Origin of the sequence: Chlorobaculum sp. 24CR (assembly GCF_004118635.1) — a bacterium.
GTDB lineage: Bacteria > Bacteroidota > Chlorobiia > Chlorobiales > Chlorobiaceae > Chlorobaculum.
On record NZ_SDGU01000022.1, the window covers coordinates 73,783 to 86,318 of the forward strand.

Below are 12,536 nucleotides of genomic sequence, written 5' to 3' on the forward strand. Positions count from 1 at the left end.
GCGGGTCAGATTTCAAAAAAACACAGTCAATCAGTCCAAACCTGAAATGAGTCACAGCGAATCACCGAAGAAGGTCAACGTCGCGACCTGGAGCGAACTGCGGGAGAGAAAGCCGAGCTACGCGCTGGTCGGCGAGGTTGACTTGGTCGTGATCCGGCGCGGAGAGGAGGTCTCGGTGCTCTACGGGCGCTGCCTGCACCGGGGCGCGCTCATGGCCGACGGCATGGTCGAGGGCGACAACCTGATCTGCGGCCTGCACAACTGGGACTATCGGCTCGATAGCGGCGTGAGCGAGTACAACAACAAGGAGGCGCTGCACCGGTTCCGAGCGTGGATCGACCGGGAGGCCGATGCGGTGCTGGTCGATGAAAACGAGATTGCCGGGTGGGCGCGCCGTCATCCACAGGCGTGGAATCGCGATGCGTATCAGGGGCTGTACGCCGACCTCCACGGCGGCCCCGAAGAGCCTCGCAACAGCTCCATTCACCGGCTTGCCGAAACCGATCCCGACAGCTTCTGGCCGCAGGGGCCGGTTTCGGCGATGGGCGTGCCGGGCGACCTTCTGCCCAAATGGGACGACATCCAGATTCTCACCGCCCAGCTCGCCGTCCAGCCGCTCGACGACGATGCGCCCGTCGGAACCGGCGTGGTCATTGGGCCTCGCGCCAAAAGGCCGCTGCGTCTCGACATTCCCCTGCTGGTCACCGACATGAGCTACGGCGCGCTCAGCCGCGAGGTCAAGATCGCCTTGGCCCGCGGGGCCGAACTGGCCGGTACCGGCATCTGCTCCGGCGAAGGCGGGATGCTCGAAGCTGAAAGGGCCGAAAACTCCCGCTACTTTTACGAACTCGCTCCGGCGGAGTTCGGCTTCGACATCGAGCAGGTCATCCGTTGCCAGGCGTTTCACTTCAAGGCCGGGCAGGCCGCCAAAACCGGCGTGGGCGGGTTGCTTCCGGCTGACAAGGTCACCGAGGAGATCGCCCGCGTTCGCGGCATCGAACCGCACCGCGACGCCCACGCCCCGTCGCATTTCCGCAATCTGCGTACGCCGGAAGAGTTCGCCCGCATGGCCGGGCGCGTCCGGGATGCGACCGGCGGCATTCCGGTGGGCTTCAAGCTCTCGGCGCAACACATCGAAGCCGACCTCGACTTCGCCATCGAAGCGGGCGCGGACTACGTCATCCTCGACGGGCGCGGCGGGGGCACCGGAGCATCGCCCAACCTGCTGAAGAACAACATCTCCGTTCCGACCATCCCGGCTCTCGCGCGGGCGCGGCGGCACCTCGACAGATGCGCCGCCAGCCACGTCAGCCTCGTCATCACCGGCGGGTTGCGCACCGAGTCCGACTTCATCAAAGCGCTCGCCCTCGGAGCCGACGCCGTCGCCCTTGGCAACGCCGCGATCCAGGCCGCCGGATGCCTCGGGATGCGAGCCTGTCACAACAACCACTGCCCCGTCGGAGTCGCGACGCAAAACCCCGAGCTGCGCCAGCGCCTCAAGATCGACCGCGCCGCGCAACGGGTTTATCGCTTCCTGCGCAACTCCGTCGCCATGATGCAGGTCATGGCAAGAGCCTGCGGCCACAACCACCTCAATCGATTCACCGTCTCCGATCTGGTAAGCTGGAAGCAGGAGATGACCGCGTTGGCCGGAATCCGCTATGGCGGCGTTGGCGGTGGGTGATTGAGTTTGGGTTGAGAGGGCGTATCCCAAGCATCTGGCATTTTATGTGCTTGAAAGCCACCAGTTTATTACATTATTTTCAGAGATGGATTTTTTAACAGCACGAGGCAACATCGCGAGTTTCAGATTTTCCACTGGTAAATAGGGAATTTTTTTAGTTTTTGATTCAGCAGCATCAACATAGTGCAATCCACATGTGGCAGGCCATTTTTATACTTCTGGTTTCGTTCCTGCTCTCCTCATGCACAAAAAAGCCGGAAGACCCTCAGACGCTTTACGGGAAATATCGTAACAGCGTGGTTCTTATTAAGAACCAGTACTACTACTCCATTGCCTTCGATAATGGAATCCGCTTGTTTTTTACACTTAACGAAAAAGGGGCGGCTCCGGAGATTTATGAAACCGAGAAGGATGCTGCCGAACATGCGAGTACTGCATTCGGTACAGGTTTCTTTGTGGATCGAGACGGGCGGATAGCAACGAATCGCCACGTAGTAAACCCTTTGCAGCAGGGGAGGGACGCTGCGGAATACATCACGAAGGCAGTTGCGGATTTCAAGCAGTTGCTTTCTGACAGGATAACGGAAAAGGTCAATGAACAGCGCAAGCTAAAAGAGTACTTTGAAACCAATTACTATGCGCTTGACGGGAACGCTATCAGCAATCTCAGGCAACAATACGCGGAGCTTGATTCGCAGATCAACGTGATGAAAAAGGTGTTGCAGAGCATCTATTTTAATCCTGATAATACCGAAATGCAGGTGCATGTGATGGATATCGGGGTCGCTTATGATAACACCTACGTTACCTCACCCAACGACTTCCAAAGTTGTGTTGTGTTGAACCAGTCTGGTGATGAGGCGGTGGATCTTGCTGTCATCCAGCTCAAAAACAAGCACACGCCAGAGACTATTACGGACCTTATTCCTTTACTTGATGAAGCAGGTAAGAGCTACACCTCCCCGACTGTCAATGACGATGTGTACATGATTGGTTACAATTACGGATTATTACTTGCTGTTACCAAAGACGGGATAAAGTCGCAGTTTACGGCGGGCAAGGTTACGCAGGAGCCGGACGGCAACCGGATGTTATACTCTATTCCCACTCTGCCAGGTTCAAGCGGAAGTCCTATTATCGATCAGTGGGGACACCTTGTAGCAGTGAACTTCGCAAAGATATCCGATACCCAGAGCTTCAGTTTTGGGATTCCGAAGCAGCCTCTTCTTACCTTGTTGAACTCGTCAACAGGCATGGAGCCGGGAATTCACACTGAGCGGGTGAAAGCCGCCAACGCACCGCAAGCAGAATCAGTGCCTATCTCTGTGCCAGCACCTGTCCCAGCTCCAGTATCGACGGCCAGTCCAGATAGCCAGGGGGAGGCTTATCGGACGACCATTCGGGGTTTTGTCGTTGCTGAAGACAGCAGGGATTTCGATCAGATTTACGGGTATTTCTCGGATAATCTCCTGCGCTATTGGGATATGTCGAAACCCAGCTACGATGATCTGTTGAAGAGCTACCAGTTCGTTTGGCGCAAGACAAGCCAGTCGAGGAATATCATCACAGATATCCGCAAGATCACTGATCGCACCTTCGACCTCTATACCGAGTACGAATACTATGACCTAACCAAGCAGAAGACTATATCGAAAAGCAGTCGCGTTCGTTTTCATTTCGATGGTTCAGGGAAAATTGATGAGGTTTATGGCGTTCAATGAGGTTGGTGATGCTTATGAAATTCGCATTTTTCGCATTCGAGAAAGTTCAGCAAAGCTGAGTGTTGAACAGACTGATGATCTATGGACGGGAAGCCTCATGGACATTTATTTAGCATTGCTTTTTTTATAAAATCATGTTTCAGTAGATATTGCTATCTCAATTAAATCATGAGCGATCTCTCTCATTTGCAGTCTGAGCTGGAGCGAGCACAGTTCCTTCAAGATACCTTTATTGCCTTTGCTACAAATGACAATATTGGTGGTGACCAGCAAGACTATGAGGAACTACGCCGCCACTTTTTGGCCAATCCAAAAACAAAAAGCCTTGTTCCAGATTGGCTACGTGCGCGTCGTAATGCCAATGAATTCTGGCATTTTGTCAAGTATGAGTTTGATACATATTCTGAACGCCGTGAATTCATTTGGAATCAAATGGCTCCTTTGCTTGAATATTGTGAATCTTTAACTCAGGCCCCTGCTGATTCGCATATAGAAACGGAATTGGCGCGGTTCAACGTTGATGAAATCACTCACATTTGGCAAAAAGCGTTGGAGCGAAAGACAAGAGATCCAGAAGGTGCTATTACCATTGCCGGAACGATGCTTGAAAGCGTATGCAAGCATATTTTGAACAAGCGTAAAATCGAATACTCTTCCAATAAAATTGAATTACCTGAGTTATACAAGCTTACAGCCAAGAATCTGAATCTTGCCACCGATCAGCATACAGAGCCTATCTATAAGCAGATACTTGGCGGATGCTCAAGCATTATCAATGGCCTTGGCGCTCTTAGAAACAAGCTTGGCGATGCTCACGGTCACGGGGAAATACGTGCTGCTCGTCCTGCCGCAAGACATGCCGCGCTTGCTATCAACTTGGCGGGCACTATGGCGCTCTATTTGCTTGAAACATACCACCAGCAGGAAAAAAAGTGATGTTTCTGAGTTATCATTGGTGTTTTTTCAATAAGTCTGAGAGGCGGATGGTAATTCTGCTCCGTCCGACCCCTCTGGGATTTCTTGCCGCTACTGTATGGCTTCACACCGTTGGCAACCGGTATGAAACATCGCCCATTCCGCCCGGAATTCGCCTCTATTCCCTCACCTATCACCCGCATTCATGAATATCACCAGCGCCGACTTTTTCTGTAGTTATTCGAGCTTGAGCTGGCTCTCGGCTGACGGATCGCCGGAGATTGTGTTCGTAGGGCGGTCGCATGTGGGGAAATTTTCGTTGCTCAATTCGCTGTGCGGTCGCAAGGGGCAGGTCGTACAGGTTGTCGCTCATAAACTCCATCGCCCTGTGCTCATTCCAGCTTTCCGAGGCCATCTTCTGACGTTTTTTCCCCGTAAGCATCAGGGTTTTTTCGCATTAGAATTTATGGTCAAGCAGACGCTCTTTGCGCCGAAACTGCTGATGCAATCGACAGCAACCACAGTTTTTGGGCTTTTCGCGCCCGGCTTTTTAGTTTGACATTGTCAGCCACCGCGAGCATTGTGGCGCGAATTTTTACCGGGCTCACGCGATTGTCAGTAAAGCAGAGCAGTGGGTTTTCATTCATCACAATGGAGAGCTGATATGGATACGCAAGCAAAGATGACGATCTGCCTTTGGTACGATGGCGATGCCGAGGAAGCGGCGCGATTTTATGCGAAGACCTTTCCGGATTCATCCGTTGGTGCGGTATTTCGCGCACCGGGAGATTATCCGTCCGGCAAAACCGGAGATGTGTTGACGGTCGAGTTTACGTTGATGGGAATTCCCTGCATCGGACTCAATGGCGGCCCCGAGTTCACGCACAATGAATCGTTCTCGTTTCAGGTCGCGACCGCTGACCAGGCGGAAACCGACCGTTACTGGAACGCGATTGTCGGCAATGGCGGCGAGGAGAGCGTGTGCGGGTGGTGTAAGGACAAATGGGGAATCTCCTGGCAGATTACGCCGATCGCTCTGACCAGAGCGGTATCCGACCCCGACTCCGCCGCCGCCAAGCGTGCGTTCGATGCGATGATGGGGATGAAAAAGATCGACATCGCAGCAATCGAAGCGGCCCATCGCGGTTGAACTTCAGGAGCACATTTCAAGATCGGTGGCCGCTGAGAGGGTGAGGATGATTGGCGCGTGAAAAGGGTATATTCAGGAAATGCAAACAGGGAGGTAAATGGAACGGAAGTATGAGGTTGGCGGCGATTATTTCATAGAGGAAATAATGGCGGCTGTTTTTTTGGGATTTCGTACCGCCAAGAATCCCTCAACGGTGACGGTTCATCCTGAACTGATTAAGAAGATCAGGGAGCGTTTCAGGAACAAAGTGGTCGGGCCGAAACGTGTGGGCGACTCGGAGGTGTTTTGCGGGCTGAAGGTCATTGAAGACGCGACGAAAGAGAAAGATTATTTGTCAGTCAGCTAAGTCCTTTAAAAAAAAGGAGATCGGGATTTTGCACGGGAAATGAAATTCTTGGGGTAACGGAGCTATGGCGTAGTCCTCGGCCCAATCCTTTGGGTTTTTCCTCCAGGGTTTTTTAGTTTAGCCATTCAATCCGCCGCGAAAAACGCGGCGTGATTTTTTTATAAGGATTTTCCTTCATGAACATCACCAGCGCTGATTTTTTCTGTAGTTATTCGAGCCTCAACGGGCTTCCGTCAGACGGCAGGCCGGAGATGGTGTTTGTGGGGCGGTCGAATGTGGGGAAGTCTTCGCTGCTGAATTCGCTGTGCGTCCGCAGGGGGCTGGCCAAGACCAGCTCGACGCCGGGTAAGACGCGGCTCATCAACTATTTCCTTATCAACGACAACCTCTACTTCGTCGATCTGCCGGGGTACGGGTATGCCAAGGTGGGGCAGGGGGAGCGTGAGAGCTGGGGGAAGCTGCTGACGGGCTACATCCAGAAGCGCACCGAGATCGCTCTCGTGGTTTTGCTGGTCGATTCGCGCCATCCGGGGATGGCGTCAGATCTGGAAATGATGGAGTTTCTCGACTATTGCGGGCGGCCTTTCGGCATCGTGCTCACCAAGTGGGACAAACTCAAGCAGGCCGAAAAGTCGAAAGCCCGCCGCACGATTGAAAGTTGCGCGTCGAAAGCCAAATTTATTGTAAATTATTCGTCTTTGTCGGGCAGTGGCCGGGACGGGCTTCTGGCTTCGATCGATACTTTTTCTCAGTAAAAACAAGCGACGTGGAAGAAAAAACATTCAGCAGGCCGGCAGCGTCTGCTACCGTGCTTGTGGGCACGCAGTTCGGCGACGAGGGCAAGGGCAAGCTGGTCGATTACCTTTCGGACAAATATGACATCGTGGTGCGCTACCAGGGCGGCGCGAACGCCGGTCACACCATCTGCTTCGACGGCAAAACCGTGGTGCTGCACCTCATTCCCTCCGGTATCTTCAACAAGGATTGCATCTGCGTGATCGGCAACGGCGTCGTGATCGATCCGAATGCGCTGATGGAGGAGATCCAGAAGGTCGAGGAGCTGGGCTACGACGTCAAGGGTCGCTTGTTCATCAGCCACAACGCGCACCTCATTATGCCGTACCACAAGCGGCTCGACTCCCTGAGCGAGTCCAGCCTCTCCGGCGAGCAGAAGATCGGCACCACCGGTCGCGGCATCGGGCCGAGCTACGAGGACAAGTTCGCCCGCCACGGCATCCGGGTGGTCGATCTGTTGAGTCCCAAGGTGCTCGAAGAGAAGCTGCGCGACAACATCGCCGCCAAGAACAAGCTGATCTGCAAGGTCTATGAAAAGGAGGAGATCGACGTCGATGCCATCATCGGCGAGTACGAGGCGTTCGACAAGGAGATCGATCCCTACGTGACCAACACCCAGCTCTACCTGAACCGCCAGATCCGGGAGGGCAAAACCGTGCTGCTCGAAGGCGCGCAGGGGTGCCTGCTCGACGTGGATCACGGCACCTATCCGTTCGTGACCTCTTCCAACCCGACCTCCGGCGGCGCATGCACCGGCTCCGGCGTCGCGCCGAACCACATCGGCAAGATCATCGGCGTCTGCAAGGCGTACATGACCCGCGTCGGCAATGGCGATTTTCCAACCGAGCTCGACGACAACAGCGGCGAGGCGCTTGGCAAGATCGGCTGCGAATTCGGTGCGACCACCGGGCGCAAGCGGCGCTGCGGCTGGCTTGACCTGGTGGCGCTGCGTTACTCGCTCGTCATCAGCGGCGTGACGGAGCTGGCGCTGACCAAGCTCGACGTGCTCGATACCTTCGAGGAGATCAAGGTGTGCACCTCGTACATGCTCGACGGCAAGGAGATTCACGACTTCCCGACCGAGCACCAGACCCTGTCGCGTGTGCAGCCAATTTACAAAAGCCTCAAGGGCTGGATGGCCTCGAACTCGAAAGCCAAGAGCTTCGACGAGATGCACCCGAACGCGCAGGCCTACGTGACTTTCCTCGAAGAGGCTGTCGGCGTCCCGGTGACTTTCATCTCCGTCGGACCAGGCCGCGACGAGACGGTGTTCAAGTAACTCCGGACGGAGCGATGGCCCTCCTCGACATTACGGTGATTCCGCTTGGCGCTGGCGGCAGCGGGCTGAGCGCTTGGGTTGCCGGGCTTGAGAGGCTGCTCGAAGAGAGCGGCCTTTCGTTCAGGCTAAACGACATGGGCACCACGGTCGAAGGCTCGGCCGACGAACTGTTCGCTGTCGCCCGCAAGCTGCACGAGCACTGCTTTGGCGCGGGGGTGGCGCGGGTCTATACCGTGATGAAGATTGACGACCGCCGCGACAAGGCGGTCTCCCTCGGCGACAAGGTGGCCTCGGTCGAGAGGGCAAGGCAAAAGCCGGGTGCGGGTGGTGGACAATGACGGACGTCGTGGACCGGGTGGTCGCGATCTTCGATGGAATTTCACATGGGGGTGTGCATTGCTTTATCGACTCCTCGCTTCTCTGCGCTGCTCGAAGCCCGGAAAGCCGCGCCGGATAAATCAAAATTATTTTTATCTTCGAGTTCTCAATTATCAAGGGTTGAGCGCCCGGAGCCACTTCGGAGCGGCCAGCACCATCTTCTAAAGTCATATTGCCATGATGCCGGTTTCAAGCGATTGCCAGATTCTCAAAGAGGATAACGTTACCCACAGCTTCTGCGGACTGGCCTGCGTCGGCTGGCTCTACCAGAAGATCAAGGACAGCTTTTTCCTTATTCTCGGTACCCACACCTGCGCGCACTTTCTCCAGAACGCCCTCGGCATGATGATCTTCGCCAAGCCTCGGTTCGGCATCGCGCTCATCGAGGAGGCCGACCTGTCCCGCGCCGAGCCTCAGCTCGAAGCGGTGATTGAGGAGATCAAGCGCGACCACAATCCGTCGGTGATCTTCCTGCTTTCGTCCTGCACCCCGGAGGTTATGAAGGTTGACTTCAAGGGCCTGGCCCACCATCTCAGCACCGACAAGACGCCGGTGCTTTTCGTGCCCGCCAGCGGCCTGGTGTTCAACTTTACGCAGGCTGAGGACTCGGTGCTTCAGGCGCTGGTGCCCTTCTGCCCCGAAGCTCCCGCCGGTGAGAAAAAGGTGGTCTTCGTCGGCTCGGTCAACGACATCACGGCCGACGACTTGCGCACCGAAGCCGAACAGCTCGGCATTCCGGTGGCGGGCTTCCTGCCCGAAAGCCGGTTCGACAAGCTTCCGTCCGTCGGCCCCGACACGGTGCTCGCGCCGATTCAGCCCTACCTGTCGCGCGTCTGCTCCCGCCTGAGCCGCGAACGCGGCTCGCAGGTGCTGACTTCGCTCTTCCCGTTCGGCCCCGACGGCACCAAAACTTTCTGGGAAGACCTTGCCGCCATGTTCGACATCACGGTCGATCTCTCCGACCGCGCCGAAGCGGCTTGGGAGAAGATCAAGCCGCAGACTGACATGCTCAAAGGCAAGAAGATTTTCCTCACCGCCGACACCATGATGGAGCTGCCGCTGGCCCGCTTCCTCAAGAACGCCGGGGCGGAGGTTGTCGAATGCAGCAGCGCCTACATCAACAAGAAATTCCACGCTCGCGAACTCGAAGCGCTCGAAGGCGTCAAGGTGGTCGAACAGCCTAACTTCCATCGCCAGCTCGAAGAGATCAGGCGTACCCGCCCCGACATGATCGTCACCTCGCTGATGACGGCCAACCCGTTCGTTGGCAACGGCTTTGTCGTCAAGTGGAGCATGGAGTTCACGCTCATGTCGATCCATAGCTGGTCGGGCGTATTCACCCTGGCCAACCTGTTTGTCGCTCCGCTCCTGCGCCGCGAGAGCCTGCCGGAGTTCGACGATTCGGTGTGGCTCGAAGGGGTGATGCCCAGCGCTCAGTAAAATTCCAAGACGAAAACCAACGATCAATCATGCGTTTAGCTTTCTGGCTGTATGAAGGGACCGCGCTGCACGGCGTAAGCCGAGTGACCAACAGCATGAAAGGGGTCCATACCGTTTATCATGCCCCCCAGGGTGACGACTACATCACGGCGACCTACACCATGCTCGAACGGACGCCCGAGTTCCCGAAGCTTTCCATCAGCGTTGTGCGCGGCCAGGACCTGGCTCGCGGCACCTCTCGGCTGCCCGGCACGATCGAGCAGGTCGAGAAGCACTACAAGCCGGAGCTGATCGTGGTCGCGCCGAGTTGCAGCACGGCGCTTCTTCAGGAGGATCTCGGCCAGATGGCGCGCTCCTCCGGCGTCGATCAGGACAAGATCATGGTCTATGCGGTCAACCCCTTCAGGGTGACCGAAACCGAGGCCGCCGAAGGGCTCTTCACCGAGCTGGTGAAGCGCTTCTCCGCCGAACAGCCCAAAACCGAAAAGCCTTCGGTCAACCTGCTCGGCTTCACCTCGCTCGGCTTCCACCTCCGCTCGAACCTCACCAGCCTGCGCCGGATGCTCAAGACGCTCGGCATCGAGGTGAACGTGGTGGCTCCGTGGGGCGCGAGCATTGACGACCTGAAAAAGCTGCCCGCTGCGTGGGTCAACATCGCGCCGTTCCGCGAGCTTGGCTGCCAGGCTGCCGGGTACCTCAAGGATAAGTTCGGTATGCCCTCGATCACCGAAGCGCCGCTGGGCGTCAACGCAACGCTGCGCTGGCTCAGGGCGATCATCGCCGAGGTGAACAAAATCGGCGCGGAGAAAGGAGTGGCTCCGATCGAAATGCCCCAGATGCGTGACTTTTCGCTCGACGGCCAGAGCGCTCCGAGCGGCGTGCCGTGGTTCGCGCGCACGGCGGACATGGAGAGCTTCAGCAACAAGCGGGCGTTCGTGTTCGGCGACGCGACGCAGGTGGTGGGCGTGACGAAGTTCCTCAAGGACGAACTCGGCATGAAGATCATCGGCGCGGGCACCTACCTGCCGAAGCAGGCGGACTGGGTGCGCGAGCAGCTCGAGGGCTACCTGCCGGGCGAGCTGATGGTGACCGACAAGTTCCAGGAGGTTTCGGCCTTCATCGAGGAGGAGATGCCGGAGCTGGTCTGCGGTACCCAGATGGAGCGGCACAGTTGCCGCAAGCTCGACGTGCCCTGCATGGTCATTTCGACGCCGACCCATATCGAGAACCACCTGCTCGGCTACTATCCCTTCTTCGGTTTCGACGGCGCGGATGTGATGGCCGACAGGGTTTATACTTCGGCCAAGCTCGGCCTGGAGAAGCACCTGATCGATTTCTTCGGCGACGCCGGTCTCGAATACGAGGAGGAGGAGCCGGAAGCGCTCTCCGAAGCGGCGATGACAGGCAACGGCACCGCCACGGCGGCTTCGTCCGCCGCTCCGTCGGAAGCTGCGGTCGCGACGGTGCCGGCAAGCGGCGAGATGAGCTGGACTGCCGAAGCCGAGAAGATGCTCGGCAAAGTGCCCTTCTTCGTGCGCAAGAAGGTGCGCAAGAACAGCGAGAACTTCGCCCGCGAAATCGGCGAACCGGTCATCACGGCCGATGTGTTCCGGAAGGCCAAGGAGCATCTGGGCGGGTAAGACATCCGGAGAGCTTGAAAATCAACGAACAAACCATTTGACCTCTATCATACCATGAGTTTAGTATTGGCCGTTTACGGAAAAGGCGGGATCGGCAAGAGCACGACCAGCGCGAACATTTCGGCAGCGCTGGCGCTCAAGGGGGCCAAGGTGCTCCAGATCGGCTGCGATCCGAAGCACGACAGCACCTTTCCGATCACCGGAAAGCTCCAGAAAACCGTCATCGAGGCTCTTGAAGAGGTCGATTTCCACCACGAGGAGCTTTCGCCTGAAGATATTATCGAAACCGGTTTCGCGGGCATCGACGGCCTCGAAGCGGGCGGCCCGCCTGCCGGAAGCGGCTGCGGCGGCTACGTCGTCGGCGAATCGGTCACGCTGTTACAGGAGATGGGGCTGTACGACAAGTACGACGTCATTCTCTTCGACGTGCTCGGCGACGTGGTGTGCGGCGGCTTCAGCGCCCCGCTGAACTATGCCGACTACGCGGTCATCATCGCCACCAACGACTTCGACAGCATCTTCGCGGCTAACCGCCTCTGCATGGCTATCCAGCAGAAGAGCGTGCGCTACAAGGTGCAGCTCGCCGGTATCGTGGCCAACCGCGTTGACTACACCAAAGGCGGCGGCACCAACATGCTCGACCAGTTCGCCGAGCAGGTCGGTACACGCCTGCTCGCCAAGGTTCCCTACCACGAGCTGATCCGCAAGAGCCGCTTTGCGGGCAAGACGCTGTTCGCGATGGAGCCGAGCGAGCCGGAGCTTGCAGAGTGCCTCGCGCCCTACAACGAGATTGCCGACCAGATTCTCTCCGAAAAACCGATATCCTCGGTACCGAAACCGATCGGCGACCGCGAAATCTTCGACATAGTCGGCGGCTGGCAGTAAGCAAGGCAGCTACAGAGCATTGCGAAAGAGCGCTGAGGCGCTCTTTCGGCGTTTATGGGGCTTTTTTGTGGACTTGGTGGACGTTGGTGGACTGTGTGGACAGAAGAAGGCTTGTGACTGCTGTCCACACAGTCCACAACGTCCACAATCTTTTTTCTAGAAAAGAGAGATTTTTGCAAGAATTGATTTGGAAGTATGGGGGAGAGGTGGTACATTAGGAGCCTTCACTTGAGACGGCGACGTTTCGAGAGGGGAAAAAGGCCCGAAAGGGTTCTGTTATTTGACTTTACTGATCTAAGGGAA

The 12,536-nt window shown here is 56.7% G+C and carries 12 protein-coding genes; all 12 read left to right on the forward strand.

Translation table 11 applies throughout. From position 1 onward, the window contains the following. Positions 1-46: 46 nt before the first annotated feature. The 12 genes from EST62_RS04685 (at position 47) to bchL (ending at position 12,233) form a co-directional block, all read left to right on the forward strand. Positions 47-1,684: a glutamate synthase-related protein gene (locus tag EST62_RS04685; RefSeq protein ID WP_129050940.1), complete on the forward strand. Its 1,638-nt coding sequence runs from the start codon at positions 47-49 to the stop codon at positions 1,682-1,684. 194 nt (positions 1,685-1,878) lie between these two features. Further along, on the forward strand, positions 1,879-3,405 hold the full coding sequence (locus tag EST62_RS04690) for a serine protease (protein ID WP_129050941.1): 1,527 nt from the start codon (positions 1,879-1,881) through the stop codon (positions 3,403-3,405). A gap of 168 nt (positions 3,406-3,573) precedes the next feature. Then, complete coding sequence (locus EST62_RS04695; RefSeq protein ID WP_129050942.1) at positions 3,574-4,341, forward strand: abortive infection family protein; 768 nt, start codon at positions 3,574-3,576, stop codon at positions 4,339-4,341. 184 nt (positions 4,342-4,525) lie between these two features. Beyond that, entirely contained in the window at positions 4,526-4,879 is a 354-nt protein-coding gene (locus tag EST62_RS13960) for a hypothetical protein (protein ID WP_371414675.1), read from the forward strand. 105 nt (positions 4,880-4,984) lie between these two features. After that, positions 4,985-5,470 (forward strand): VOC family protein, encoded by a 486-nt coding sequence (locus tag EST62_RS04705; protein ID WP_129050943.1) that lies wholly within the window; start codon positions 4,985-4,987, stop codon positions 5,468-5,470. Between the two features lie 97 nt (positions 5,471-5,567). Beyond that, positions 5,568-5,816: a hypothetical protein gene (locus tag EST62_RS04710; RefSeq protein WP_129050944.1), complete on the forward strand. Its 249-nt coding sequence runs from the start codon at positions 5,568-5,570 to the stop codon at positions 5,814-5,816. A 176-nt stretch (positions 5,817-5,992) separates the two neighbouring features. Further along, entirely contained in the window at positions 5,993-6,571 is a 579-nt protein-coding gene (yihA, locus tag EST62_RS04715) for a ribosome biogenesis GTP-binding protein YihA/YsxC (protein WP_129050945.1), read from the forward strand. Positions 6,572-6,582: 11 nt separating this feature from the next. Then, entirely contained in the window at positions 6,583-7,890 is a 1,308-nt protein-coding gene (locus tag EST62_RS04720; protein WP_129050946.1) for an adenylosuccinate synthase, read from the forward strand. 14 nt (positions 7,891-7,904) lie between these two features. After that, positions 7,905-8,228, forward strand: coding sequence for an MTH1187 family thiamine-binding protein (locus EST62_RS04725; RefSeq protein ID WP_129050947.1), 324 nt, complete (start codon positions 7,905-7,907; stop codon positions 8,226-8,228). A gap of 217 nt (positions 8,229-8,445) precedes the next feature. Further along, positions 8,446-9,708 carry a ferredoxin:protochlorophyllide reductase (ATP-dependent) subunit N gene (gene bchN / locus EST62_RS04730; RefSeq protein ID WP_129050948.1) on the forward strand — a complete coding sequence of 421 codons (1,263 nt, stop codon included), beginning with the start codon at positions 8,446-8,448 and terminating at the stop codon, positions 9,706-9,708. A 29-nt stretch (positions 9,709-9,737) separates the two neighbouring features. Further along, positions 9,738-11,348: a ferredoxin:protochlorophyllide reductase (ATP-dependent) subunit B gene (locus EST62_RS04735; protein ID WP_129050949.1), complete on the forward strand. Its 1,611-nt coding sequence runs from the start codon at positions 9,738-9,740 to the stop codon at positions 11,346-11,348. Between the two features lie 54 nt (positions 11,349-11,402). Continuing rightward, a complete protein-coding gene (gene bchL, locus EST62_RS04740) occupies positions 11,403-12,233 on the forward strand; it encodes a ferredoxin:protochlorophyllide reductase (ATP-dependent) iron-sulfur ATP-binding protein (RefSeq protein WP_129050950.1) in 831 nt (276 codons plus the stop codon). Positions 12,234-12,536 lie beyond the last annotated feature (303 nt).